Consider the following 26,756-nt stretch of genomic DNA (forward strand, 5'->3'; position numbering starts at 1 on the left):
CGCCAAACCAACCGATATAGATTCGGTTGTTGGTGCTAGTAATCCACTGACAGAAGTTCTCCCATGCTCCGCGGGTTTCGCGTTGCTGTAAAGTAGTTGTCATCTGTTTTATGATTGCGTTTTATTTATTTGTCTAGGTTCGTTCTTTTAGGAACTAGACTTGAGACGGGATAATAATGTGTCTCTTTTGTCTATATATATAGACTAGCTAACTTTAAAAGACTCGTCAAGTTTTGTAACACAATTCTTGACGATCTCCATCGAAAGTTATACGAACGCTTAATAATGACCATTGCTTCAACAAACACAGTAAAGACATTAGCTAAACTAACTCTCTTACATCAGTAACTTTACCTTTTACTGCTGCTGCTACCACCATTGCAGGACTCATCAGTAAGGTTCTACCTGTAGATGAGCCTTGACGGCCTTTAAAATTACGATTAGAAGAAGAGGCACTAATCTGATCGCCTTGTAACTTGTCTGGATTCATTGCCAAACACATAGAGCAGCCTGGTTCACGCCATTCAAATCCAGCTTGTTTAAAAATTTTGTCCAAACCTTCGGCTTCAGCTTCTTGTTTAACTCGTTCCGAACCAGGAACCACAAACGCCTTAACCTCTGATGCAACATGATGCCCTTGAGCTACTTTAGCTGCTTCCCTGAGATCGCTAATCCTGCCGTTGGTACAGCTACCGATAAAGCAAATGTCCACCTTAGTTCCTTTGAGAGGTTTACCTGGAGTTAGTTTCATATAACTATAGGCTTCTTGGGCGATCGCCTGATCGCTTGGAGGTAACTCATTAGCAACGGGAATAGTTTCGCTAATGCCTAATCCCTGTCCTGGAGTAATACCCCAGGTTACAGTAGGTTCAATCTCAGCAGCGTTAAAAGACACGACATCGTCATATACAGCAGCGTCATCACTGCGAATACTGCGCCACCACCGTACTGCCTTCTCCCAAGCTTCTCCTTGGGGAGCAAAATCTCGACCTTTAAGATAAGAAAAGGTAGTTTCATCGGGGTTTATATAGCCGCAGCGCGCACCACCTTCAATCGACATATTGCAAACGGTCATTCGTTCTTCCATACTCATGGCTTCAAAGGTAGAGCCTGCAAATTCATAGGCAAAGCCAACACCACCTTTGACACCTAGCTTGCGAATAATATGGAGAATTACATCTTTGGCAAAAACACCATGAGGTAGTTTGCCGTTAATTTCAATTTTGCGTACTTTTAACTTAGCTAGAGCCAGAGTCTGAGAAGCCAGGACATCTCTTACCTGAGAAGTTCCAATCCCAAAAGCGATCGCGCCAAACGCGCCATGAGTTGAAGTATGAGAGTCACCACAGGCTACGGTCATTCCTGGTTGAGTTAAACCCTGTTCGGGGGCAATAACGTGGACGATACCTTGGTTTCCCGAACCAACATTGTAAAATTGGATTCCGTAATCTTTAGTGTTTTGTTCCAGAGCCTGAATCATTTCTTCTGCTAGCACGTCAACAAAAGGGCGATCCTGGTTTTGGGTTGGCACAATATGATCTACCGTAGCGACTGTTCTTTTAGGAAATAAGACCTTAAGCTTTCTCTCCCGCAGCATCGCAAAAGCTTGGGGGCTGGTCACTTCATGAATTAAATGCAAACCAATAAATAGCTGAGTTTGGCCAGAAGGTAATCTACCAACGGTATGCAAATCCCAAACCTTATCAAACAATGTTCCCTGACTCATATAACTAAAGGCTGCTGATGCTCAATATTAAAAGTATCTGTCGTCTATTTTACAATTTTTAGCTGAAGCACAAATATTTTAGAGCTGAATATCACTTTTTATTACAATTTTTCTGGTCAAAACTAGAAATAGCCATAGTTAAAAGGCAGTACTCAGGTACTGAGTACTGCCAATGTTGAGCTGACAAATATTTAGTTTGAACTAAATTAATTTAAGCTAAAGATGCCATTTTCACATCATTGTTTGCTAAAACATCTTGTAACTCGTCTGCTTCTACCGTTTCCTTCTCGATTAGCATTTCTGCCAAACGGTCTAGGATATGGCGATTTTCAGTCAAAACTTTTTTCGCACGACTATAAGCCTGATCGACATAGTTACGAACTTCTTCGTCGATCGCTGCTGCGGTTTCATTCGAGAAATCGCGGTCAGAAGCAATATCGCGACCCATAAAAACGTTACCGTTCTGGCGACCCAAAGCTACAGGACCTAAGCGATCGCTCATGCCAAAGCGAGTTACCATTTGACGCGCTACTCTAGTTACCTGCTGAAGGTCATTAGAAGCACCAGTAGTTACTTCTTCTTCACCGTAGATAATTTCTTCTGCTAGACGACCACCCAAAGCGACCGCCATCTGGTTTTGCAGATAAGAGCGAGAATACAAACCAGACTCCATCCGTTCTTCACTAGGAGTAAACCAGGTCAAACCGCCAGCACGTCCACGGGGGATAATGCTAATTTTTTGTACGGGGTCGTAGTCGGGCATTAAAGCACCAATTAAAGCATGACCAGCCTCATGATAAGCAACTAGCTCTTTGCGTTTTTCGCTCATGACGCGGTTTTTCTTCTCAGGTCCTGCCATAACGCGATCGATTGCGTCATTAACCTCATCCATCGAGATTTCGGTCAAACTACGACGAGCAGCCAAGATTGCCGCTTCGTTGAGCAAGTTAGCCAAGTCTGCACCTGTAAAGCCAGGAGTACGACGAGCAACTTTGTTGAGGTCTACGTCTTTGGCTAGGGTTTTGCCACGAGCGTGAACGTTAAGAATTTCTTGACGACCTGAATAGTCAGGACGATCTACTACTACCTGACGGTCGAAACGACCAGGACGCATTAAGGCAGAGTCCAATACGTCGGGACGGTTGGTAGCAGCAATAAGGATAATGCCTGTATTGCCTTCAAAACCATCCATTTCAGTTAGCAGTTGGTTGAGAGTTTGTTCGCGCTCATCGTTACCACCGCCAAGACCTGCACCACGTTGACGACCCACCGCATCGATCTCATCGATAAACACGATACAGGGCGCGTTAGCTTTTGCTTGCTCGAATAGGTCACGGACGCGAGAAGCACCGACACCGACAAACATTTCAACAAATTCCGAACCAGAAATACTAAAGAAAGGTACGCCAGCTTCACCAGCAACTGCTTTAGCGAGTAAAGTTTTACCTGTCCCTGGAGGGCCAACTAACAGCACCCCTTTAGGAATTTTGGCTCCAATTGCTGTAAAGCGATCGGCGTTTTTCAGAAAGTCTACTACTTCGGTAAGTTCTAGCTTTGCCTGTTCGATACCAGCAACATCACCAAAAGTTACCTGTGTTTTTGGCTCCATTTGGACTCTAGCTTTGGATTTACCAAAGTTCATTGCCTGAGAGCCAGGTCCACTTTGCGCTCTTCTAAGCAAGAAGAATAATCCAACTAGTAATAGGATTGGGAATAATAGGCTGCTCAAAGCTCTAAATAACCATCCTTCATCACTTTGCGGCAACACAGATATGTCAACGCCGTTGTCGCTCAAAATGTCAATTAACTGAGGATCGTTGGGGAGGTTAACCAAAATGGGTGTGCCTTCTCGATCTATAACCTGCGCTTTAGTACGGTCTGCACTAATTTTGACGGTTTCTACTTTGCTGTTTTGAACTTCATCAATTAACCGACTATAAGGCCAGGTTTGACTAGCTTGGGGTTGTTTATCTAAAAAGGCAGTACCCAACGCAACTACCACTATGGCTAACAGAACATATAGTCCTGCATTACGCCACTTTTTGTTATTATCTTTGCTCACTCTGACAGCCTCCCTTAGCTGAAGATATAAGAATCTCTGTTTTTATTTTAACGAGTGTTACCTTGTCGAACTCCATGGATTGGCGGAGTTAAATCTGACTGGTTACACTAACGAAGCAGGGCAGATAAAATTTTGAATTAAGTTCAGCATCATTGCCCCTTGTGAATGCCAGCCCTACTCAAAACGGCAGGGTACGGTTCACATAAAATAGTCCGATTAAGTACAGTTTAAGATATGTAAAGACAAAGGAATACCAGTATTTATCGCTTTTTCATTTTAACGTTGTTAACTTATGTTAACGTTTCTCAGGAAAAATTTACCAAAGAATTTTCAAAAACTAGCAAAATTGTTTCATAGCTAATATTAATAATATTAAAAATTCAAATTATTAATATTTAAAAAATAAGCGTGGCTTATGTTGCTGTTGACCAATCACATAAAACCACGCATGGCAAGAATATTACACATCGCTTTTATCTACTACATTGCCAATCGACAAACAACTATAAGCTAGTAAACACTCACTACAGTCGATCAACAGTATTAAAAAGCAGTTTAAGATTGAACTAAACTCCATCCCCTGCTACATTTAACTTTACCTTGAATAACAGTATTGAGGTACTGTAGCCTGATGCCATACTTATTACCTAGCTCTTTGGCAGTGCAATGCTCTAAAATATTTCTTTTCTCGTTTTTCCAGCTGTAGGTGTTTTGATCGAGATGCAAATCGCTCTGTTTAACGGAAGACGAAGCTTCCACCATAGGAATTAATTCAAGAGCTGAATCTTCTACTAAAACTACTTGAGCAACTAGCTCTCCTATCTCTTGATTAGTAGCTGCTAAATTCAATCTTTTTATACCATCCTTGACATTAAGTTTTTTCATGCCAAATCTACTTTTTGTACCATCTGTAGCAAAGATAATTGGATCGGTTACACCAGATTCTAAGAGGCTTTTAGCTAATTCTGGATTGTGATAATTCTTTGTAGGTACAAGAAGAGTCAGATCTTTAAGGGCAGCTTGATAGGTAATCTTTTTCATAGTTAATTAAGCTCTGTCACTATTAGAAGAACATTGGCTAGAAGTATTCTTATATAAAGCGGTTAATATTATTTTCAGGAAAATTTTTCTTTGAGGCTACTACGATCTTGATTGTTTGATAAGAGATTTGTAGCTACCAAAGAATTTAAAATAATTTAATGGTCTGTTAAGGTCGTCTCAAGCAATTTTCCTGATTACTATACAATCGCAACTTAAGAACTTTCTAAGTATAAACTCTTTGAAACAAAAGAAGCATTGACTTGTCCATTGTATTCATCTGCGCAATTTTACTCATCCGTATTTGTACTGATTTTTAATTAAATTTAATAAAAATGTTGGCACACTTAATTAAAAAAAATTAAAGCCTTAGTTTATATATACAAACTAAATTTAGTTAATCCAGATTAAGACAAAATAGCCTAATTTTATTTCGATTAAAGTAGCTTAAGTTTAGAGAGTTAAGGCTAAACGATCCAAGACTATGACTTGATTTAAATACATTCAAGGTAATATGGGATACTAAAATTAAGTTTTAGAATAACATTGTTGAGCGCAAATCCAAAAAACAGCCAAGATAATAAAATAAAGGTGGGAACATAGAAATAAATATTTATGATGAGACACAAAATTTGATTATTTTATCTTTTAACAAAATTAACTTAAATATGGTAACTCCACTTGAGCAAGACTTGGCGATCGCGTATTTTCACGTTAGAACAATTACGCAGAAGAATACAAAACTAGATAATTTATTGGATTAACCGCATCAAGCCTTGGCGATCGCATATTTTGCCAAAAATTGAACTAGTCAAAAGCTGACCGCAAGTAATTTTTAAGCGTAAATCGATAATTTTGGATCAAGACTGGCTGACCAATTTTAAGCTGATTGAGGTTCTCAAGTTTTATACTGTTAGGCACACCATAATAAATTTGGTAACTAACTAAAGCAACATCAAAGCGACAGGGCAAATCTGCAAGACGAGGATATTCAGCCAGATACAAAGCTGCTGTTTGCAGGATTTTATGCTGTTTAACCGAATCGATAGCGAGTAAACCATCTTCATCCCAATTATTTTGACTGCGAGTTTTTACTTCGACAAAAGCGATCGCGCCTTTTACTCGATCTTGAGCTATCAAATCGATTTCTCCCCAACGGCATCGCCAGTTTTGCTGTAATAATTCGTAGTTTTGTAGCTGTAACCATCGCCCAATTAGCTGTTCGCCTAAAGTACCGATCTCTTTCATTAAATACAATCTTTAGCTAAAAAATCGCCGAATGGTGACTTGAAACATTGTCTGTTTGGCTACAGTGAAGAACACCCATTTAAGAGAAGTTGAAAGAGTAGTTCAACAGTTTTGAGTGCAAACCAAACATGAGTGGGAAGAGAATTTTCAATCACGATATCATGCACTGTACCCATGATGCGGTAGTCGGTAACTATTTGTATTCTGGCAGGGTATTAGGTATGACTGAACCTGATGACTCGATTCAATTGCATCGGGATCTTCAATCTCAATGGACAGCAATTACGGCTCATTATCATAATATAGGTCTAAGTCATAGTCAAAATCCGATTTGGGATGTTTCTTTTGAGCAATTGAGACAACATCCAGACTATGAGCCATCAGTGTTTATTTTTTGTGGCGCGCTTCATGACTCCAGTCAAGGTGACAACTGGTTTCGCGAGCGCAATCAAGATTGGCAAGATGTAGTTGAATTTATCAATTCCAAAAATAATTTTATCCGTTTGGCAGAAGAGTTAGGCGTTAATGTACCTCGAACTCTTTGTGCAGAAAATCAAACACAACTTAAAAATCATCCCGATATTCCTTATCCTTGTTATCTTAAGCCTGCCGTATCGGTAGATGGTGTAGGGATATATCGTTGTGCTAATTCAGAGGAGTTGAACAAAGCACTGGCTAAATTAGATGAACATATTCCCCTACAGTTGCAGCAAGAAGTAACGGCTATCAAATTTCTCAACCTACAATATCAGGCAGAAGCAGAAAAAGCTGAACCATTGGCTGCTACCGAGCAAATCTTAGATGGCTTTGCCCATCAAGGTAATCGTTATCCAACCGCCGATCAACCTTGGGAATTAGTTCAGCCTCTGGCACAGTGGATGACCAACAAAGGAATGAAAGGAATTTTTGCCTTTGATGTAGCTACCGTAGAAACAAAAACTGGCATGGATTATTTTGCGATCGAATGTAATCCTAGATTTAATGGAGCTTCATATCCTACGGGCATAGCTCAAAAGCTGGACATCAATCGTTGGTGTAGCGATAACTTTAGTACTAAGTATCATTCTTTAGCTGAGATAAAGCTAGGAGATTTGGAATATACTCCCTCTACAGGAACAGGAGTGATTATAGTTAATTGGGGTAGTGTATTGGTAGGTAAGCTGGGAGTTCTTTTGGCTGGTTCAATTGAGCAACAAGAAGAACTTCGGCAATTACTCAAACAAAAGCTCAATTGATTATTGATTCCTGTAAGTTGCTGACATATTGCCCCCTAAATCTGGGGGACTAACTTTATTTCTTGACCTGTAATTGTAATGTGACTTGTATCAAACGGACTTATGATAATTATTAAATTAGGAATTTACTAGGGATTTACTGGCTCAGTTGTCCAAGTTTGATCGCTCTGCAAAATATACCAGCAGCGTTGCTGAGGCTTGCTGCTTAATTGTAGATGATCGATTTTTTTAGGCGTTAATAATAGTAGGCAAAAATTGTTCAAAGGAGTATCGGCATCGGGAGGATCTACCTCAAAGGCAGACTTATCTGCTGCGGGTTGGGCGGGGTTGGGCCAAGCAAATTGCGATCGCGCTGAATCGGAAAGATTCTGCCAAGTAGTTTTACGTGCTTGCTGTAGGCTGTCATCTGCATCTATAACGGTGACTAACTGAAGACTTCCTGTAATCCTAAACTGTTCGCGAGTTTTGGTAAAGTACCAACAGACTTCGGCTAATGACTGATACTTGATGTCTTGAATTTTCGCGCTGCGAGAATCGGTAATTGTTTTCAGGCGATTTTGCTCATCATCCAAGAATCCGCGAAAAACTACGGTACGGTTAGCAGGATAGCCTTCAGGGGTAACGGTAGCCAATTGAAAATAACGCGAATGAGGTTTAGAACGGTTGCGGTGTATGGCACTGGATAAAGGCGATCGCCAGGGAGCAAGCATAAATAATTGTTAATAATTGATGAGCGTTAATCAACAAGATTGATTTTAAACTTTTTAGGCAGTGTATTTATTTTTTGTCGATTAAAAAGATTAACTAGTTTGAGGTTTACTTTTAAGCTAAACTCAGTCATTTTTTCTTGCGATCGCGAGCCTTTAATTTAGACAACATATAGATCTGAGCCAAAATGATCGATTGAATCTTTACAGTATGAAAATGAAATCAGGATGAAATTGCTTTGCTGCTTTAGTTATAAATTACGGTTCATTCATTAGCAAGATGTGATGAATATTCAGGGCTTATAGCTTAAATATTGTAGGCAACTACAAACTAGATCACTTTGAACTAAATAATTAGGAGAATCAAAATTATGACAGCTACTCAAACTCAATCATCTAACTTGGAAACTTGTATTCAGGCTTGTTTGGAGTGCCTGAAAGACTGTGAAAACTGCGCCACGGCTTGTCTAAACAGCGACATGGTGCAAATGATGTCCCAATGTATTCAATTATGCCGTGACTGTTCCGATACTTGCGATCTATGCGCTCGTTTGATGATGCGCCAATCGGGTATTTATGCTCAAATGTGCGGTGTTTGCGCTGAAGTTTGCGATCGCTGTGCTGAAGAGTGTAGCAGTCACGACAGCGACCACTGTAAACGCTGTGCCGAATCCTGCCGTCGTTGTGCTGAGTCTTGCCGTCAAATGGCAGCAGCATAGATAAATTTTAGAGCGTTGTGCATCCGCTGGTGAGATTACTCAAGTCGATTAAAAGACTCGGAGACTAATTATTTGCGACTCTTCATTCATATCCTAATCGCATTTAACATTCATCATTTATCAACAACTTGTTCAATGTTCAATGTTTAGTTAAAAAACAACTAAAATTGATTATGGCAAAATGGTCATGATTTAAATGTCTGAATATCAAGTTGGAGGCAGTCTTCGGGTAGATGCTGCTACTTACGTAACCAGAAAGGCAGATACTCAGCTTTATCAAGCATTATGTCAAGGAGAGTTTTGCTATATATTTAACTGTCGTCAGATGGGTAAATCTAGTCTCCGAGTCCAGGTCAAAAATCGTTTAGAACATCAAGGATATGCCTGTGTATCTCTAGATATGACCAACATTGGCAGTCAAGCGATTTCTCCCTGGCAATGGTATAAAAGTATTGCTTCAGAAATTTGGCGTGGTTTGAATTTGATGGGGCAAGTCTCGCTAAAAAAATGGTGGCAGCAACATTCAGAACTATCTCCCCTGCAACAGCTTAATTTGTTTATTAGCGACGTGGTTTTGTCAGCGATCGCAGCAGATAAAATATTTATCTTTATCGATGAGATTGATAGTGTTCTTAGTTTAGATTTCGCTACCGATGATTTTTTTGCCTTAATTCGCTATTTTTACAATTCTAGAGCCGAAAAGCCCGAATTTAATCGTCTTTGTTTTGCTTTATTTGGAGTAGCTACTCCTGGCGAGTTAATTAGAGATTCAAGTCGTACTCCGTTTAATGTGGGTAAAGCGATCGAATTAACAGGATTTAAACTAGATGAAGCCAAGCCTTTGGTTGGTGGGTTAGATAGTCGATTTGAAAGTCCCGACTTAGTTTTAGCAGAAATTTTAAACTGGACAGGTGGGCAACCGTTTCTGACGCAAAAGCTCTGTCAGCTGGCTGAAGCAGAGTCTCAACAAGCTAATAACTGCCTTTTACCTGGTCAAGAAGCGGAGTGGGTTGAAAAACTAGCTCAAGCAAAAATCATTGATAATTGGGAATCTCAAGACGAACCAGAACATCTCAAGACAATACGCGATCGCCTATTAAGAAATGAATCGACAGTTAGCCGTCTATTAGGTCTGACCGAACAAATTCTCAGCAATGGTTCAATTCCTGCGGATGAAAGTTTAGAGCAAAGGCAGCTATTGTTAACTAATCTAGTAATTAAACACCGCGATCGGCTAGTTATTCGCAATCCCATCTACCAACAGATTTTTAATTTAGATTGGATCTATCAACAATCAGATAAGTTATGTCCCTACAGTCGAGAGGTGAAATTATGGTTCGCTTCTAAGGGTCAAGATAATTCTCGTTTGCTTCGTGGTCGAGCTTTACAAGATGCTCAGGCATGGGCAAATGGTCATAATATTAGCCAAGAAGAATATCAGTTTTTAAATGCTTCTCAGGAGCAAGAACAATCAACAATTCGTCAAGGGCTAGAATTCAAAAGGCTTCAGGAGTTGGAAATTCGTTTAGTTCAGGAGCAAAAGCTAGCCAAAATTCAAAGATTTTTACTGAGTACAGTTGGCATGGCTTTTGCGGTTACCTCTCTTTCCAGCATTGCTGCTTACCGCAACTATCAGCGGGCAAAAAACAATCAAATTACAGCCGAAAAGAATAGTCTTAGAGCCCACGTTGTCTCTGCCGAAAGTTTGTTTGATTCAGAACAACATTTTGCTTCTTTAATCCATGCCATCGAAGCCAAAGAAGAAATGTCTAATATTACAGATGAAGTAAATCGAGCTACCAGATTAGACGTAAATTTGGCACTACAGCAGGCAGTTTATAATGTTGTTGAAAAAAATACTCTGACTGGACATCAAGATGTAGTCAATAGCGTTAGCTATAGTCCTGATGGTCAACTGATTGCCTCGGCAAGTGCCGACACCACCGTCAAAATTTGGCGACGAGACGGTAAACTACTTCATACTCTTAAAGGACACCAAGATTCGGTAATTGATGTGGCTTTCAGTCCTTTAGGCAACGTCATCGCTTCAGCAGGAGAAGACAGTGTAGTCAATCTATGGAGTATTGAAGGTGAGTTAAAGGATACTTTGAATGGACATCGAGGCAGCGTACGTCAAATTGCGTTTAGTCCTCAGGGAGACATTATTGCCTCAGCAGGGGAAGATAAAACTGTCAGGCTCTGGAATCTTCAAGGTGAATTAGTTAATGTTCTGGCATTACAGAAAAAGGAAGTATTAGCCGTTGCTTTTTCCCCTAATGGTCAGACAATTGCTACAGGAGATCGCTCTGGTACTCTGAAACTTTGGAATCGTTCTGGGCAGATATTAGGTATTTTTTTAGCGAGTAGTCTGCCGATTCGTAGTGTTGATTTTAGTCCCGATGGTCAGCAATTGGTTTCTGGGGGTGACGATAACTTAGCTAAAATTTGGCAGCGAGACGGTAAATTACTCCGAGTTTTGCGTGGCTATGATGCACCTGTTACAGGGGTAGAATTTTCTCCTGATGGCAGCATTATTGGCACTACTAGCTGGGATAAAACGGTCAAGCTTTGGTATCCTAACGGCACTTTATACTCTAATTTAGCAGGGCATCAAGAGCGAGTTTGGGGATTATCTTGGTCACCTGACGGCACTCATTTGGTTACCGCTGGCTGGGATAACGTGGCGAAATTATGGCAGGTTAAAAACCCTTTGGTCAAAACTTTTTATGGACACAAAGCAAGTGTTCTCAGCGTTGCGTTCCAACCTCAAGGTCAACTAATTGCTACCTCATCTGACGATCGCACCGTAAAATTATGGCAGCTTGATGGGACTCTAAAAACTAATTTTACCGGCCATGATGCTGAAACTTACGATGTAGCCTTTAGCAATGATGGAAAGTTGGTTGCTTCTAGTAGTCTCGATCGCACCATCAAACTCTGGCATCCTGACGGTAGCTTGGTTGATACTTTCAAGGGTCATAAAGGTTCAGTTGTTAGTGTAGACTTTCTCTTTGGTGCTGAATCGTTTGTTTCGGCTGGATTCGATAAAACTATCCGCTTCTGGCAGTTGCCAAAACCCGCTGATGGAAGCCAAACCATTCCTCGAAAAACTATTTTTGCTCACCAAGCGACAATTAGCGATCTTGACGCTAGTTCAGATGGCAGTTTGCTCGTCTCTGTCAGTCACGATCGCTATCTCAAACTATGGCAGTCTAATGGTAAATTAATCCAAACTATATACATCAATAATACAAGATTAAAAACAGTAGCGATCGCGCCCGATAATCGCACAATTGCTACTAGCGGCAAAAAGCAAAAGATCAAACTATGGAATTTTAAGGGAGAACTGATTAAAACTATTGCAGGTCATGAGGGAATTATTCTCGACCTTGAATTTAGTCCTGATGGCACCAAAATAGCTTCTGCCAGCGCAGACAATACGATTAAAATTTGGAATCGGCAGGGTCAATTATTGACTACGCTTCAGGGTCATCATGGTCCTGTCTGGGATGTGGCGTTTAGCCCAAATAGTGAACAGTTGGTTAGCGTATCCGAAGATAAGCTCGTCAAACTTTGGGATTTAAAGCAAATTTTAGCCTTGAATCCCCTAAAATACGGCTGTACCTGGGTCAAAGACTATTTAAAGAATCATGCTGAGTTACGACAAGAAACTGAAACTAACGATATTGTTTGCCGTTAATCTTATGGATACAGATTGGCTAGCTAAATTTTAATTCATTACAGTTACAGTGATGTATATATAAATTGGGCGATCGCTTTTATGATCCTAAATCCGATTCGGAAAACCCACTTTCGGTCAGTAATCTCTGACTTGGCTAAAAACCTGTTGCCTTGACTCAATTTTAACCAGGTGTATCTCCACGGGATTCGGTATTAGATCTGGCTGTATAAAAGTCCCCTAAAGGATACCGCTCCGCATATCCTTTAGGGCATATCGCACAGATAAACACAGATGAACACAGATGATTGATTTGCTTACCAACCACATATTTTTTTCCTGATTACACTTGACAACTCATAGTCGTTATGAGTATGATTTATTTATGGAATTCACCATGAGTAAGAGATAGTTAAGTAAGGAATTAATATTCACATGAGAGATACAGTACCAAACGTAGTATTCAAAACTAGAGTACGTGATGAATCTGTCGAAGGGCCAAATCCTTTCCGTTGGCAAGACACTACTACGGAAGAAATTTTTAAAGGCAAAAAAGTAATTATATTTTCCCTTCCTGGTGCATTTACTCCTACTTGTTCTTCCACTCATTTACCTGGATATGAAAAGTACTACGAAGAGTTTAAATCATTAGGAATTGACCAAATTATTTGCGTGTCTGTTAACGATGCCTTTGTTATGTTCCAATGGGGCAAACAGCAGGGAGTTAAAAACGTATTCTTGCTTCCTGATGGCAGCGCTGAATTTACCCGCAAAATGGGAATGTTGGTAGATAAAAGCAACCTGGGCTTTGGGATGCGTTCTTGGCGTTACTCAATGTTGGTTAACGACATGAAGATCGAAAAAATGTTTATCGAACCAGATTTTGGCGATAATTGCCCCACCGATCCGTTTGAAGTTTCTGATGCCGATACTATGCTGGCATATTTAAAAGGAACGGAATAATCATCCTAATTATGTAGGAATTCTCGAGGAACATCCCACAAAATGTTCCTCTCAACCTGAAACTATGGGAACAATCTATCTCGGTACTATCGCAAGTCTATTTGCAGGTTTGGCTACCGTAGTGGGCGCACTGCCGATTCTATTTACCGATAATTTGAGCCAAAAATGGCAAGGTATTCTTTTGGGCATAGGTGGTGGCGTAATGTTAGCTGCAACCGCATTTTCTCTGATTATTCCAGGAAAAGAAGCAGCAGGTGAGTTGGGTTATTCTCAGGCTGAATCTGCCCTAATAGTTAGTATAGGGATGGTTGTAGGGGCAAGCTTACTCTGGTTGATGCACAATTATTTTCCTCACGAACATTTCCAAAAAGGTAAAGAAGGTAAAGTCACAGAAAACTTTGAGCGTCTCTGGTTATTTATTATTGCGATTACAATTCACAACTTTCCTGAAGGTTTAGCAGTGGGTGTAGGCTTTGGCGATGGCAGCATTAGCCATGGATTACCATTAGCACTGGGCATTGGCTTACAAAATATACCTGAAGGTTTAGTAGTAGCACTAGCATTAAGAGAACTAAAGTATTCCATCAACTATGCACTGGGAATATCTTTACTGACAGGTTTAGTCGAACCAATCGGTGGTTTTTTTGGGGCGAGTATCGTCAACTTTGGTCAGTCTTTTCTGCCTTGGGGAATGGCGATCGCCGCAGGTTCAATGCTATTTATCATTGTCGATGAAATTATTCCCGAAATTGACCGAGAAAGCGTTGCTCAAGAAGGCACTTTAGGTATTATGACTGGCTTTGTTGGCATGATGTTTTTAGATATTGCCTTTGGCTAAATTAACGTTCGGTTATCGGTAACTAACTATCAGTAATTATTTACTTGAATCTTGAAGGCTGAATTTTCTAAACTTAATAAACACAAAGGAGAGCTAAATTATGGTTTCTACTGTTTTTAAGCAAAAGCTTTATGCAACTCGGATCGATATTGCCGAAGATGTTCGAGCTAAGGTAGTCGGGATTTTGAATCAAACCCTGGCAGCAACACTAGATCTTAAAACCCAGACCAAACAGGCTCATTGGAACGTTAAGGGGATGGACTTTTATCAGCTACATGAACTGTTTGATGAGATGGCAACCGAACTAGAAGAATATACCGATATGGTTGCTGAGCGTGTTACTGCTTTGGCTGGCGTCGCCATGGGAACTGCCCGTCTTGCTGCTGAATCGTCAATCTTGCCTGAATATGCTTTAGATGCTGTTGCGGGTGCAGATCATGTAGCTGCTTTAGCCGATCGCTATGCTATTTATGCCCAGCATCTGCGCGAGTCAATTGACGCAACTGATGAGCTTGGTGATGCTGATACAGCAGATCTCTACACTGAAATTTCTCGCACTATTGATAAGCGTCTGTGGTTCTTAGAAGCACATTTGGTTGGATAGTAGACAGCGAATAAGCGGCAATTGATAGTTAACTCTCGGGTAATTATCAATTGCCAGTTGTTTGATTAGCGTTTATTTGCTCAATACGGGTTTCTGTTTAAAAATCGCGATATTTAACTATTTTTCGTCTTAACTTTAAACAATTTATCAATTAAGCTGCATATTATTACTTAAGGAGATATACAAACATGAGTTATGATTTCGATTTATTTGTCATTGGTGCGGGTTCAGGGGGAATTGCCACCGCCAGACGTGCTGCACAATATGGAGCAAAAGTCGGGATAGTAGAAAGCGATCGCCTTGGTGGTACTTGTGTCAACCGAGGCTGTGTCCCTAAAAAACTAATGGTCTATGCTTCTCATTTTCCTAATGGGTTTGAGGAGTCGGCAGGTTATGGTTGGACAGTGGGAGAAACCAGCTTTGATTGGCTAAAGATGATTACGGCGGTAAATAACGAAGTCGATCGCCTTAATGGTATTTATCAACGAATGTTAGATAACTCTAAAGTAACGCTATACAAAGGATATGGTAAATTCATTGACTCCCATACAATTGAAATTGGCACTCAAAAAGTTACCGCCGAAAAGATTTTGATTGCGGTGGGTGGTAAACCAGTCAAGCCCGACGATATTCCTGGTGTGGAACACGCAATTACTTCCAGAGAAATATTTCACGTCAAAGAACAACCAAAGCGCATCGTAATTATTGGCGGGGGATATATCGGCGTTGAGTTTGCCTGTATTCTCAATGGTTTAGGCACAGAAGTAACCATGGTGATTCGCGGCCATAAAATCTTGCGCGGTTTTGACGATGATTTGCGTAATGAAATTCAAGACGGTATGGAAAGACACGGTATTCGTATTCTAGCTAATAAGCCCAAACTGGCGATCGCCAAAAAAGAGTATGGTTTAGAAATTACGATACCGACTCATGACGGGCAAGAAGAGGTCATTGTAGCTGATGCTGCAAGCTTGGCAGCTACAGGCAGAAAACCAGATTTAGCCAACCTGGGGCTAGAAAATACTAAAGTGGAAATAGTCAACGGTGCGGTAGCAGTAGATGAATATAACCAAACTGCCGAAGATCATATTTATGCCGTAGGTGACTGTACCGATCGCATTAATTTAACTCCTGTAGCTATTAACGAGGGTAGAGCTTTTGCTGATACTCATTTTGGTGGGCAATCTCGACACATGAGCTATGAAAACATTCCTACTGCTGTCTTTAGCACACCCGAAGCTGCCACGGTAGGTTTAACCGAAGCCGAAGCTAGGGAAAAATTTGGCGACGCGATCAAAGTTTACCGTAGTAAGTTCCGTTCCATGTATTACACCCTACCCGATAAACAGGAAAAAACCTTGATGAAGCTGATTGTCGATACTAATACCGACAAAGTAGTAGGCGCGCACATGGTGGGAGATAGTGCCGCAGAAATTATTCAAGGAGTGGCGATTGCCGTAAAAATGGGTGCAACCAAAGCTAATTTTGATGCCACTGTCGGAATTCATCCTAGTTCGGCCGAAGAATTTGTCACCATGAGATAGGTAAAAATTCGTTTTCAGTTGAATAGACTACGTTTTCTTGAAGCAGTCGCTCATGGGGCTTGCACCGCTTAGTTTGGTGGAAACCCCCAAGACCGCCCTAAAGGATTAGCTCCTTACGTCGCGTCCGCTGCTTCGCTTTCAACTAGTTAGTTTGTAGCTATTAGCTGCGCAAAGCCTTGCTTTGCCAGTCGTCTTACGACGACGACGCGCAGCGCGTACGCGCTGCGCTATTAGCTTTTTTAAATTTTATTATTGTGGTCTACTGATTTGAGCGCGGGGGATGCTGACTCAGGTTCAGCATCCCCCGCGCTGTTGAAAAGCGCAGTGAAATGGCGATCGCTTTTTTTGTTTTACTCAAATATTGGCATCTGACTAAAAAATTTACCTGGTTTGCATAGTATTAATTAACAAACGTAATACCTAACCATAACCTTACTGTTTTCAGTTGAGTTTTGCATGAAAATACCAACTTTAAAATCTCAAATAAGCCTAACTGTATTGGCGATCGCTAGTAGCTGGACGGCATTTAATTTTAATTCGGCTCAAGCTCAGACACCAAAAGGGTTTAAATGCGATAATAGTGCGACTATTCCCACTACTATGTATCATAATTCTCAAGGAAGCAAAGAACCCTGGATTCAATGGATTTCCGAACATTTTTCCGACTCTAGCTGGACTCCTCTATCTCGCTGTCAAGCAGTGAGCGAACGCTTAGAAGAATATAGACTTAATGGCAAACTAAAATACGTTACTTTAGGAATACAAAACAACCAGCAGGTAATTTGCGTTGCCAGTCGTGATAATGGTCCGTGTGAAGGTGTTGTCTACACTCTCAGACCAGAACAAGACGGGATTGCTGCACTAAATAATTTGTTTGCTTGGGGCAGCGGACAACAAAACTTAGATTCTAATTACGAATCCTCTACTGAAGTTCCTTATATTAATGTAGAAGAAAAGTTAATGCAAGCAGAAAATAATTAATTATTTTAGACCGCAGCCTTTAGTAATTAATTTTCTGGTTCTTGCTTATGAAAGACGGCAATCTTGGCTCATTTTTGCTTAAACTCGGCTTGTTTTGCCTAATAGCGATCGCCTTTTGGGCGAGGGATCTGAACTGGTATTCTCATGCTCCAACATCAGCACAGTCAGTGCCGACTGTTAATGTTTTACCTGAAGCTAGTCGCCACAGCGAAATTTATCAACGATCTCAATCAGCTACGGTTCGAGTTGTCAAAGCCGATTCTGCTGGATCGGGGGTAATTATCAATCGCAATGGTAATATCTATTCAGTTTTAACCAATTGGCACGTAGTAGATTCTAGTAATCCCATAATTTTGACTGTCGATAATGAGCAGCATCAGTTAGTCGAAGCACCTCAACAAGTCGCAAATGCAGATTTGGCCGTGCTGCAATTTTATAGTGAAATTGAATATTTTGCTGCCCAACTAGAAACAACCATGCCTCAGATCGGAGATACAGTTTATGCTGCCGGGTTTCCTCTAGAAATTGCTCAGTCCAATAGCTTAGATTTAGGTAATAAAGCATTCCGTTTCACCCAGGGAAAAGTATCCATAATCCCTGTTAAATCCTTCCCCCAAGGCTATCAGCTAGGCTATACCAATGATACAGAAATGGGCATGAGCGGTAGTCCAGTTTTTAATGCCGAGGGATTGTTGGTGGCAATTCATGGACGGGGCAAGTATCGCGATCCTGGTTTTGGAGTTTATATTTTTGAAGACGGTAGTGAACCCCCAGCAGAACAGCTGGAACAAATGGTTAAATCTAGCTGGGGAATTCCAATCGGTAATTATTCCGAGTTATTTAATTAGTTATTTAAGGTCTAATTTCAAAAATAAACATGACAATAAAAGTTATTTAAAGCTAAAAGCCATTTCAAACATCACGCAAATTAACCTATACCAAATCTCACTGATAAAATGCTGATTAATCATCGATTACTCAATGCTTATCTGGCTACTGCAATTACAGGTACAGTAGCAGTAGCTATAATTATTACTCCTTCAAGGGCGATCGCTAAAAGTCCCACGGAGATAGCTGCGATCGCTGAAACCGTTACGGTCAAAGTTGAAAATAATCTTGGTATTCCAGGAGGTTCAGGAGTAATTGTTGCCCGAGAAAATAATATTTATACAGTTTTAACGGCAAATCACGTAGTCAAAAACGTTAATATCGGCTATTTAGTCAATACTCCTGACAATCAACAGCATAAAGTAATTAACGTTAAACCCCTGGCTCAAAACGGCTTGGATTTGGCTTACATTACTTTTAAAAGTACTAATCCTTATTCGGTTGTAACCATCGGTAATTCTGAATATGCTACCCCAGGTGCTTCTATTTTTGTCTCTGGTTATCCTTTAACTGCCGAAGTTAACCAAGAGCGTCACTGGGAGTTTACGACTGGCACAATTACTAGCATTCGTGAAGCTGCCTCTGAAGGCTATTCTATGCGTTATCAGGCTCTGACTCGTCGGGGAATGAGTGGCGGTGCGGTGTTTGATACCAACGGTCATCTGGTGGGAATTCATGGTCAAGGGGACGTAATCGGCAGCGTTAAAAATGAATCTTCTAGTATTCCTGAATCTCTGAAAACAGGATTTAATGCAGCGATACCGACTCAGAACTTTACCGAATCTTTAAAGAATATAGGTTTGAGTGAGTCGGCTTTAATTGTCGATGGCGCTCAGCCAGAGTCAGAAGATAGCGATATAGATGGTGAGGCAACCAAGGACTACGTTGAGGGGATTGAACTACTTGCCAAAGGAGATATTACCAGGGCAAATGATTATCTAATTGAAGCAGCCGACAAAAATCCGAACAACGTACTAGCAGTATATTATCAGGGCTTAATTGATTATACTGAACGAGACATGGCTGCAGCGATCGCTAATTACGATCGGGCAATTAAGAATAATCCTAATTTCGCTTTGGCATATTTTAGTCGCGGATTAGCTCACTACCGTCAGGGAAATAAACCCCAGGCTTTATCAGATTACAATAGCTCGATTCAAATTAATCCCACAGATCCCTGGTCATATTTAAACCGAGGACTAATCAAAGAGGAGCTAAATGATTTAACAGGAGCATTAGCTGATTATAATCGTGCCATTCGCATTGCTCCAGACTATGGCAAGCCATACCATAACCGTGGCGCAATTTTATATTCCCGTAGAGACTTTGAAGCAGCAAGTGCTGATTTTAAAAAAGCCTCAGAAATTTTTATGCAGGATGGAGATACCGAAAGCTACAACGTGGCGATTGATGGTCTGAATAAAGCTCAGCAAGCTCTGCAAAATTCTCAATAAGGTTATCTAAGGTTAGGTGTATTCCTGCTTAAGGCGATCGCCAAAATTAAACATAGGTTAAACATAGTTTAATATTTACTATTAGTAACAGTAAATCGGATTGATAAAGACTCGTACAAGGCACTGCCTTGTCCCTGACTTCTGACTTACTGTAGTATATTGCGCGATCGCACTCTAGATAATTTAATTTTTCAATTTAACCGAATTCTCTACCAAGCTTTGAGCAAAACTATCAAATCTTTGGGCTAGTTTTTCATCTTTTAATTTTCCTTCGGGGTCAAAAGCCTGCCATGCTTGTCCGATCGCAATTTGTTCGGGAATTACCCAACCATGTACCCAACGCACGATAATCCTCAAATCGTTGAGAGCATTGCTATTAGGCTGTCCACCTAAAACACTAATCAATCCTGTTACTTTGTCCGATAGATGCTCAAAGCTCATCAAATCCAAAGCATTTTTTAGCACCCCGCTAACGCTACCATGATACTCAGGAGTTGCCAAAATTAGACCATCCGCAGCCTTCACTTTTGACCGCAATAACTCTACATCAGGATAGTCAGGATATTCACTACCGCCATCACAAAAAGGTAACTTCATTTCTTTGAGATCGAGCATTTCTGCTTCTGCACCCAGTGCTTGAACTCTATCTAGTGCTTGCTGTAACGCTAAAGCACTGTAAGAATCAGTGCGAAGACTGCCTAAGATACCAACAACTTTGACCATTTATTATTCCTCTTTGATCAACTCATACTCATTACGATTACGTATAAGCTAACAAATTTTTTGGTTTATTGCCAAATCAGCGATCGTTATTCAGTTATTACCAGGTAATGCGCGATCGCTCGAAAGCAATTTGACCATAAACGGCGATCGTTTGTTTAGCCAGATCATCCCAGTTAAAATTTTCGGCTATGGACTTGTAGGCATTATTAACTAACTGTTGAGAACGTTTGGGGTTTTTTAACACTTCCAAAATTCCCCAAGTCAAAGAATAAGGATCGTTGGTACGAGTCACAATACCTGTATGGTTATGTTGCACTACTTCTGGAAGTCCGCCCGTATCAGATACAACCACGGGAACACGAGCAGCAAAGCTTTCTAAGGCAACTATGCCAAAAGGTTCGTATAAACTAGGAAAAACCGCACAGTCGGCAATGGTCTGAAACTTATCCAAATCGGCATCGGACATAAAGCCTGTAAAGTAGCATTGTTGCCAGATATTAAGCATACTCGCCTGATGTTTGAGATAGCCAGTATTGCCTCCACCAATAATGACAAATTTAACATTACCCCCCATTTCTTGTAGTACCATTGGAGCTGCATTAAGCAAAACCGAAACTCCTTTTTCGTAAGTCATGCGCCCTACATAGTAAATAATTTTTTCTTTATCATTGGCAAAGCGACGGCGAAATTTGACCCGATCAAAGTTGTTACTGTGGTGTTTTTTTTCAGGACGAATACCGTTATAAATCACATCAATCTTATTTATCGGAGATTGAAAAACACGCTGAATTTCGTCGTGCATATATTGACTACAGACAATTACTCTCCAGGCTTCGTGAGCTAATAACTTTTCTTTGCCATTAATATATTGTTGACTCGTGTTGTGTATTCCGTTATAGCGACCATATTCGGTGGCATGAATAGTCGCAGCTATAGGAAGTTTAAAGCAGTGCTTGAGGGCGATCGCAGCATCTCCTACTAGCCAATCATGAGCATGAATCAAATCAAAGTCGCCATGCTTTTGCAGCAGTTCTCCGCCGAGGCTACCCATACTATCATTCATATTAGCTACCCAGTGAAAAAAATCATTGCCATGGGCAACAGAACAACGATAGAGATGAATCCCTTCTACTATTTCATATTTCGGGGCAGAACCAAATTCGACGGTGAGCAGATGAACTTCGTATCCTAGTTTGACTATTTCTGGGTATAATTCCGCTACGTGGCGAGCGATTCCTCCAACTATACGAGGTGGGAATTCCCAAGCTAGTGCTAAAATTTTCATCTTTTTGAATCCTCACTCGATCGCCTTATTGACAGCTATAACTCTACCTAACTTATGACTTTATAGCAGGTTTTAAAATTTACTTTAAATTTCTTTTTATTTTGGCTTAATTATTTGCTAATAATACACAACTGTCCAGTAAAGCGGTGGACTTAGCTTATTTCCAGCTCGAGCGAGATAAATGCGATCGTTTCACAACCATGGCAAGTGAACTATAGATTAGGACATTATTTATAAAACGAGCTATTAGTTATTAGTTATTAGTTATTAGTTATCAATAAGGTTGCACTAAGTTCACATTATTACTAAGCTTTCAAAGTTGCCTCAGTGTCTATTCAATTCTCTTTTTATGTCAATCACCCCACAATCTACTGCCAAATCTTTATTCAATTTTCGTGAACTTTGGAATATGAATTTGGGCTTTTTGGGTATTCAGTTTGGCTGGGGACTACAGATGGCCAATATGAGTGCTATTTTCGAGCATTTAGGAGCAGATGCCGCTCAATTACCAATTCTTTGGTTAGCTGCACCTTTGACTGGTTTATTGGTACAGCCAATCATCGGCAATTTAAGTGACTATACCTGGAATTTTTTGGGTAGAAGACGGCCTTATTTTTTAGCAGGGGCAATTCTAGCATTTATTGCCTTGGTGTTGATGCCTTGCTCTTCTAGTCTGTGGATGGCAGCAGGGTTACTCTGGATTTTAGACACTAGTGCCAATATCAGCATGGTACCGTTTCGCGCTTTCGTAGGAGATTTATTACCTAAGGAGCAACTAACGAAGGGTTTTGCAATGCAAAGCATTATGCTAGGTTTGGGTGCGGTTTTCGCTTCGGCTTTGCCTTGGATCTTGAATAATATTTTCCACGTCAGCAATGTTGGCGATGCGGTGCATAAGATCCCCCTGACGGTAGAAGTGTCTTTTTATGTTGGCGGGATATTATTTTTAGGTACTGTATTGTGGACAATCGTGACCACTCCCGAATCTCCACCTGTAAATTTGGCTCAGTTTAAGCAGCTAAAGGCCGATCGGGGCGGTATTGTTAGCAGCCTAAAAGAGTCTTGGCAAACTCTAGGACAAATGCCTCAGATAATGCAGCAGTTAGCTAGGGTACAGTTTTTTACCTGGTTGGGAATATTTTGCTTTATTCTTTATTTTCCTCCCGCGGTGGCGCGTAATATTTTTGGGGCAACTAATCAAAATTCAGTACTCTATAGCGACGGTATAGAATGGGCAGGAATTTGTTTTGCTGTTTACAATGCTGTTTGCATTGGTTTTTCACTTGTGCTACCGCGTATTGCTCAATACTTGGGTGGTCCCACAACTCATAGTCTATGTTTACTCTGTGGTGGGATCAGTTTAGTTTCATTGTTAAGAATTAGCAATCAATATATTTTGCTCCTGGCAATGGTGGGATTAGGCATAGCTTGGACAAGCTCGCTAATTATGCCTTACGCTATGTTAAGCGATTCAATTCCGCCGCAACGAAGGGGAATTTATCAGGGAATATTTAATTTTTTTGTAGTGCTACCAGAAATCGTCGCCTCTTTGGGTTTTGGCTGGATTATGCAGCATTTACTCCATGAAGATCGTCTGTTGGGGGTAGTGATGGGGGGAGTATGCCTAATTATTGCCGCAGGCTTGACTTTATTTATTCAGACCTCTAGCAGTAATTTGAACACAGAGATGGCAACTAGAGAAAATGAGACTTCTAAACTGACAGAAACTAAAGCAGGTGAGCAAAAAGTATCATGATTAATCAACTTGGTCGCTTACCGCAACTGGCACTGTTAGCCGTAACGGTGTTGACTTATAACGTTATCGCCATGGCGATCGCCAATTCTTTGTTTGTCACTCAGGTGGGTGCAGGAAAACTGCCCATAGCCTTCATCTTGATTGGGTTATGTTCTCTGCCTGTTTATGGTCTTTTTTCTCAGATTGCCGATCGCTATAGTCGTCCTCAAATGTTTCGCTATGTAATGTTGGTGTCCATGTTAGCGATGCTGGGGTTAAGGCTACTAGTCAATTTAGATGTAGTCTGGGTTTATTATGTGTTGCTGATTGTAATTTTTTTTCAGTGGGATTTTAATAATAACCTGCTTTATCCTGGGCTACTGACGGACTATTTCACCACTATAGAATACAAGCAATACGCTCCCTTAATCGGCATTGCTCAGGCGGTGGGAACTTTGGTAGGCGGTGGGGCAACGATTCTACTGTCCCATTATTTTCCTAGTCGAGAGTTATTATGGAGTTTGCCTTTATTAATGGCGATCGCCTTTGGACAACTGGTTTATTTGGAAAGTTCTCAGCGTCGTCTCGAAATCTCAGTTCAAAAAACTAATTTTAGCATCAGAGAATCTGGAAAAACTCTGCTCGATTTGGGGAAACGCTATCCTCTGGTGTTATTTTTAGCGACCAGCAGCTTTTTACTAGTAATAATTTATATTTGCTCCGAGTTCCTTTGGTTTAATATTTATGGACAGCGCTTTAATGAATCTGAACTAACAAGTTTCTTGGGACTGATGCGGATGGTGATCTCTTTGATCCAGGTGATGTTTCTCTACGGGATTACTCGCCCACTACTCAAATGGGTAGGGGTAGCGAGGCTGAACGCAGTCTATCCTGTGACCACTCTTTTAAGCTTGGTCGGACTATTACTCAATTTCCAACTACCCGCAGCTATTGGTTTGCAAATCAACGCAGACGCACTGTATAAGTCGATTAACCTCCCCGTTCATCAGTTAAACTACAACGGCATTCCTCATCAATATGTGGGCAGAATTAGAGCCTTAAGCGATGGCTTGATCTATTCTTTGGGACTAACTTTGGCAGGAATAGTGTTGTGGCTGTGCCATCTTTATCTCAGCCTGCCACAAATTACCTTATTGGCAATTGCCTTAACCGTAGTGCTGCTGCTAGTACGCTTACCGATGGGCAGGTTTTATACCCAAGGTTTAGAAGAGATGATTCGCGCTGATACAATTAATCTGGATGATTTAGACTTGAAAAGTACTCAGCTACCTTCTCAGTCCAGCAAGGCGATCCGAGAATTTTTAATTGATAGCGATCGCTTTACCCAAATTAAGGGTTTAGAATTGGCTGCTAATGTTGGCAATCCGAGTCAGTTTTTTAACGAAGTTAAGGCTTTATTACCCGAAGCAGATAGTTCCGTGCGTGAGGGAATTTTAAAGTTGTTTAGAAGCAGCGATCGCGCAACTCTACAGCAGTTTGCCAATTTATTAAGTGATACCAATTCTACAGTAAGGGCAGCTGCGCTTGAAGTTTTAATTGCCAATCAATATACTTTTGAGCCAGACCACCTCCAAGTTTTGATTGCCGATAGTAACCAAGAAGTAAAGGCGTTGGGTTTAGTTGCTACATTTCAAGCCACCTCAGCCGAAGTATTAGATTCCAGCATTGCCGAACAGTTTTGGCAGTTAGAATTAACCGACACTACAGCAAAAGCGATCGCCTCAGTTGTGCGCCATAGTAAAAACCCAGAATTTATTACTCTGATTGAATATTTACTACCCCAAGCTAGCCCCGAAGCAAAGCAAGAAGCACTTAATGCTTTGGTCAATCTGGCTTCTCCTCAAGACCATAATTTAGCGAAAATTGCTGCGGCTGAAATTGAACATCACGATCCAGCAGTTCGGGTTGGCGCGTTCAAAATATTAGAGATTACCCATTGCTCTGAAGCTTTGCAGCAAGTTACTAAAGGATTTGATGATGATGATGTACGAGTGCGGCAACAGGTAGCCAGTACTATATCCGCTTATGGTAAATTAGGCTTAACTATAGCTCAAGGACATTTAACCTCAGAAGATCCTAATGTAGTTAATACAGCGATCGCCGCGATCGCGCTGTTTAAAAGCAAACAAGCTAACGAAATTCTCTTCAAGCACCTTACCCCAGAATTTAGACAGTTTAACCTGGTTCGTAAGTGGCAACAACAGATACCAAGACAAGATCCTAGCTGGCGATTATTGGCAGTGGCAATTGAAGATTATCAGCAGCGGTTATTGCAAAAGGTGTTGTATATTTTGTCTTGTTTGGGATATTCCCGCACCGTTAACTTAGTCAAACGTATTTTAGCAACTGGCGATCGCCGTGATTTAGCTAATGCAGTGGAGGTTCTCGCTTCAATCAATCATCGTCGCTTTGTTCAACCCCTGATGCCTTTACTAGAACAGACAGTATCAGAACAACAACCCCAAACCAAGATAGAGCCTACTCCTCAATGGCTGCAAAATAAAGGCTATAAAATACTTTTAGAGGCGTTAAATTCGAGCGATCGCTGGATTAGAACTGGCGCGTCTTTAGCCCTGGCGACTGTACCTAAGGCTCTAATCAAAGATCCTCATCCCATCGTACAATCAGTTGCACCAGAAATTATTCCTGTACAGCCGCTTAGCTGTTCCGTTAGCACTTCTATGAATCGATTACTTTTACTACGCAACGTTGCTTTATTTAAAAATTTAACTCTTGATGAACTATTTCCAATCGACCAGGCTTTAGAACAAAGACAAGTGCTAGCTGGAGAAACTATCTACACAGAAGGAAGTTGGGGCGGGCATCTATATATTATTGCCACAGGCAAAGTACAAATTGTCAAAGAGCTTGATGGCGAACCACAAGAGATTAAACAGTTGATTACAGGACAGTATTTTGGCGAGATTGCCCTGTTTGATGAAGCTCCTCGTTGGGATAGTGCGATCGCAATTGAAGACACTGTATTATTCTGTCTAGAAAAGAAACGTTTTATTAGCCTGATTACTCAACGCCCTCATATTATTTTAGAAATCTGTCGATTTTTAAGTCAGAGATTACGGGAAACTGATAAATATATGTCTGCGAAAAGACCCTGTTGATTCTGAGAATGAGACTATTTTTAGCTATTAGCTTCATTATTACCTACGTGTATAATGCCTCTGGACTGAGCGACATTTTATGGCAACATTTTATGGCGATCGCTCTTCTAGATTTACGGAAAGGAGCTTATATCCGTGTGACTTTAGTCACACGGATATAAGCGAGCGACAGATAGAGTATCTGTCG

Annotated in this window: 20 protein-coding genes; 13 read left to right on the top strand and 7 right to left on the bottom strand. The window is 40.8% G+C overall.

Annotated features, from left to right (window positions below; all coding sequences use genetic code 11):
* Window positions 1–322: 322 nt before the first annotated feature.
* From leuC to V6C71_12580, 4 genes are all read right to left on the bottom strand, one after another.
* Window positions 323–1,726: a 3-isopropylmalate dehydratase large subunit gene (gene leuC, locus V6C71_12565; protein ID HEY9769305.1), complete on the bottom strand. Its 1,404-nt coding sequence runs from the start codon at window positions 1,724–1,726 to the stop codon at window positions 323–325.
* Window positions 1,727–1,937: 211 nt separating this feature from the next.
* Window positions 1,938–3,788, bottom strand: a complete 1,851-nt coding sequence (ftsH3, locus tag V6C71_12570) for an ATP-dependent zinc metalloprotease FtsH3 (GenBank protein ID HEY9769306.1) — start codon at window positions 3,786–3,788, stop codon at window positions 1,938–1,940.
* 555 nt (window positions 3,789–4,343) lie between these two features.
* On the bottom strand, window positions 4,344–4,829 hold the full coding sequence (locus V6C71_12575; protein ID HEY9769307.1) for a hypothetical protein: 486 nt from the start codon (window positions 4,827–4,829) through the stop codon (window positions 4,344–4,346).
* 804 nt (window positions 4,830–5,633) lie between these two features.
* Window positions 5,634–6,074 (bottom strand): YraN family protein, encoded by a 441-nt coding sequence (locus tag V6C71_12580; protein HEY9769308.1) that lies wholly within the window; start codon window positions 6,072–6,074, stop codon window positions 5,634–5,636.
* Window positions 6,075–6,202: 128 nt separating this feature from the next.
* Here V6C71_12580 and V6C71_12585 point away from each other — a divergent pair, with 128 nt between their 5' ends.
* The gene (locus tag V6C71_12585; protein ID HEY9769309.1) at window positions 6,203–7,309 is read left to right on the top strand and encodes an ATP-grasp domain-containing protein; all 1,107 of its coding nucleotides are present in this window, start codon (window positions 6,203–6,205) and stop codon (window positions 7,307–7,309) included.
* A gap of 128 nt (window positions 7,310–7,437) precedes the next feature.
* Here V6C71_12585 and V6C71_12590 read toward each other — a convergent pair whose 3' ends face one another.
* Entirely contained in the window at window positions 7,438–8,019 is a 582-nt protein-coding gene (locus tag V6C71_12590) for an Npun_F5749 family FMN-dependent PPOX-type flavoprotein (GenBank protein ID HEY9769310.1), read from the bottom strand.
* Between the two features lie 368 nt (window positions 8,020–8,387).
* On the opposite strand from V6C71_12590, the gene V6C71_12595 reads away from it, so the two are divergent.
* The 9 genes from V6C71_12595 to V6C71_12635 all read left to right on the top strand — a co-directional run bounded on the left by V6C71_12595 (window position 8,388) and on the right by V6C71_12635 (window position 19,686).
* The gene (locus V6C71_12595) at window positions 8,388–8,735 is read left to right on the top strand and encodes a four-helix bundle copper-binding protein (protein HEY9769311.1); all 348 of its coding nucleotides are present in this window, start codon (window positions 8,388–8,390) and stop codon (window positions 8,733–8,735) included.
* A gap of 196 nt (window positions 8,736–8,931) precedes the next feature.
* Window positions 8,932–12,435 (top strand): AAA-like domain-containing protein, encoded by a 3,504-nt coding sequence (locus V6C71_12600; GenBank protein ID HEY9769312.1) that lies wholly within the window; start codon window positions 8,932–8,934, stop codon window positions 12,433–12,435.
* Window positions 12,436–12,849: 414 nt separating this feature from the next.
* Window positions 12,850–13,377 (top strand): peroxiredoxin, encoded by a 528-nt coding sequence (locus V6C71_12605; protein ID HEY9769313.1) that lies wholly within the window; start codon window positions 12,850–12,852, stop codon window positions 13,375–13,377.
* Window positions 13,378–13,441: 64 nt separating this feature from the next.
* Window positions 13,442–14,215, top strand: coding sequence for a ZIP family metal transporter (locus V6C71_12610; GenBank protein HEY9769314.1), 774 nt, complete (start codon window positions 13,442–13,444; stop codon window positions 14,213–14,215).
* A 100-nt stretch (window positions 14,216–14,315) separates the two neighbouring features.
* Window positions 14,316–14,819, top strand: a complete 504-nt coding sequence (gene dps / locus V6C71_12615) for a DNA starvation/stationary phase protection protein Dps (protein HEY9769315.1) — start codon at window positions 14,316–14,318, stop codon at window positions 14,817–14,819.
* A 188-nt stretch (window positions 14,820–15,007) separates the two neighbouring features.
* Window positions 15,008–16,363 carry a glutathione-disulfide reductase gene (gene gor / locus V6C71_12620; protein ID HEY9769316.1) on the top strand — a complete coding sequence of 452 codons (1,356 nt, stop codon included), beginning with the start codon at window positions 15,008–15,010 and terminating at the stop codon, window positions 16,361–16,363.
* A gap of 456 nt (window positions 16,364–16,819) precedes the next feature.
* Window positions 16,820–17,344 carry a COP23 domain-containing protein gene (locus tag V6C71_12625; GenBank protein HEY9769317.1) on the top strand — a complete coding sequence of 175 codons (525 nt, stop codon included), beginning with the start codon at window positions 16,820–16,822 and terminating at the stop codon, window positions 17,342–17,344.
* A gap of 47 nt (window positions 17,345–17,391) precedes the next feature.
* The gene (locus V6C71_12630; GenBank protein ID HEY9769318.1) at window positions 17,392–18,192 is read left to right on the top strand and encodes a serine protease; all 801 of its coding nucleotides are present in this window, start codon (window positions 17,392–17,394) and stop codon (window positions 18,190–18,192) included.
* A 108-nt stretch (window positions 18,193–18,300) separates the two neighbouring features.
* Complete coding sequence (locus V6C71_12635; GenBank protein ID HEY9769319.1) at window positions 18,301–19,686, top strand: trypsin-like peptidase domain-containing protein; 1,386 nt, start codon at window positions 18,301–18,303, stop codon at window positions 19,684–19,686.
* A 183-nt stretch (window positions 19,687–19,869) separates the two neighbouring features.
* Here the strand turns inward: V6C71_12635 and V6C71_12640 are convergent, their stop codons facing one another.
* Together V6C71_12640 and V6C71_12645 are read right to left on the bottom strand one after the other, a co-directional pair.
* Entirely contained in the window at window positions 19,870–20,409 is a 540-nt protein-coding gene (locus V6C71_12640) for an NADPH-dependent FMN reductase (protein ID HEY9769320.1), read from the bottom strand.
* A 97-nt stretch (window positions 20,410–20,506) separates the two neighbouring features.
* Window positions 20,507–21,694: a glycosyltransferase family 4 protein gene (locus tag V6C71_12645; GenBank protein ID HEY9769321.1), complete on the bottom strand. Its 1,188-nt coding sequence runs from the start codon at window positions 21,692–21,694 to the stop codon at window positions 20,507–20,509.
* A 349-nt stretch (window positions 21,695–22,043) separates the two neighbouring features.
* Here V6C71_12645 and V6C71_12650 point away from each other — a divergent pair, with 349 nt between their 5' ends.
* From V6C71_12650 to V6C71_12660, 3 genes are read left to right on the top strand one after another with little or no spacing between them, the layout of a single operon-like run.
* Window positions 22,044–23,450: an MFS transporter gene (locus V6C71_12650; protein ID HEY9769322.1), complete on the top strand. Its 1,407-nt coding sequence runs from the start codon at window positions 22,044–22,046 to the stop codon at window positions 23,448–23,450.
* Entirely contained in the window at window positions 23,447–26,569 is a 3,123-nt protein-coding gene (locus V6C71_12655; GenBank protein HEY9769323.1) for a cyclic nucleotide-binding domain-containing protein, read from the top strand. The genes V6C71_12650 and V6C71_12655 overlap by 4 nt, the downstream gene beginning before the upstream one ends.
* Before the next feature lie 8 nt (window positions 26,570–26,577).
* Window positions 26,578–26,730, top strand: a complete 153-nt coding sequence (locus V6C71_12660; GenBank protein HEY9769324.1) for a hypothetical protein — start codon at window positions 26,578–26,580, stop codon at window positions 26,728–26,730.
* Window positions 26,731–26,756: the final 26 nt, after the last annotated feature.

Source organism: Coleofasciculaceae cyanobacterium (assembly GCA_036703275.1).
In the GTDB taxonomy this organism is placed as follows: domain Bacteria; phylum Cyanobacteriota; class Cyanobacteriia; order Cyanobacteriales; family Xenococcaceae; genus Waterburya.

Coding starts and splice junctions, on each gene's coding strand:
- V6C71_12650 (HEY9769322.1), top strand. CDS start 22,044: ATGTCAATCACCCCACAATCTACTGCCAAATCTTTATTCAATTTTCGT.
- V6C71_12575 (HEY9769307.1), bottom strand. CDS start 4,829: ATGAAAAAGATTACCTATCAAGCTGCCCTTAAAGATCTGACTCTTCTT.
- V6C71_12655 (HEY9769323.1), top strand. CDS start 23,447: ATGATTAATCAACTTGGTCGCTTACCGCAACTGGCACTGTTAGCCGTA.
- V6C71_12585 (HEY9769309.1), top strand. CDS start 6,203: ATGAGTGGGAAGAGAATTTTCAATCACGATATCATGCACTGTACCCAT.
- V6C71_12610 (HEY9769314.1), top strand. CDS start 13,442: ATGGGAACAATCTATCTCGGTACTATCGCAAGTCTATTTGCAGGTTTG.
- V6C71_12580 (HEY9769308.1), bottom strand. CDS start 6,074: ATGAAAGAGATCGGTACTTTAGGCGAACAGCTAATTGGGCGATGGTTA.
- V6C71_12645 (HEY9769321.1), bottom strand. CDS start 21,694: ATGAAAATTTTAGCACTAGCTTGGGAATTCCCACCTCGTATAGTTGGA.
- gor (HEY9769316.1), top strand. CDS start 15,008: ATGAGTTATGATTTCGATTTATTTGTCATTGGTGCGGGTTCAGGGGGA.
- V6C71_12595 (HEY9769311.1), top strand. CDS start 8,388: ATGACAGCTACTCAAACTCAATCATCTAACTTGGAAACTTGTATTCAG.
- V6C71_12605 (HEY9769313.1), top strand. CDS start 12,850: ATGAGAGATACAGTACCAAACGTAGTATTCAAAACTAGAGTACGTGAT.
- V6C71_12640 (HEY9769320.1), bottom strand. CDS start 20,409: ATGGTCAAAGTTGTTGGTATCTTAGGCAGTCTTCGCACTGATTCTTAC.
- leuC (HEY9769305.1), bottom strand. CDS start 1,726: ATGAGTCAGGGAACATTGTTTGATAAGGTTTGGGATTTGCATACCGTT.
- V6C71_12590 (HEY9769310.1), bottom strand. CDS start 8,019: ATGCTTGCTCCCTGGCGATCGCCTTTATCCAGTGCCATACACCGCAAC.
- dps (HEY9769315.1), top strand. CDS start 14,316: ATGGTTTCTACTGTTTTTAAGCAAAAGCTTTATGCAACTCGGATCGAT.
- V6C71_12630 (HEY9769318.1), top strand. CDS start 17,392: ATGAAAGACGGCAATCTTGGCTCATTTTTGCTTAAACTCGGCTTGTTT.
- V6C71_12660 (HEY9769324.1), top strand. CDS start 26,578: ATGAGACTATTTTTAGCTATTAGCTTCATTATTACCTACGTGTATAAT.
- V6C71_12625 (HEY9769317.1), top strand. CDS start 16,820: ATGAAAATACCAACTTTAAAATCTCAAATAAGCCTAACTGTATTGGCG.
- V6C71_12600 (HEY9769312.1), top strand. CDS start 8,932: ATGTCTGAATATCAAGTTGGAGGCAGTCTTCGGGTAGATGCTGCTACT.
- V6C71_12635 (HEY9769319.1), top strand. CDS start 18,301: ATGCTGATTAATCATCGATTACTCAATGCTTATCTGGCTACTGCAATT.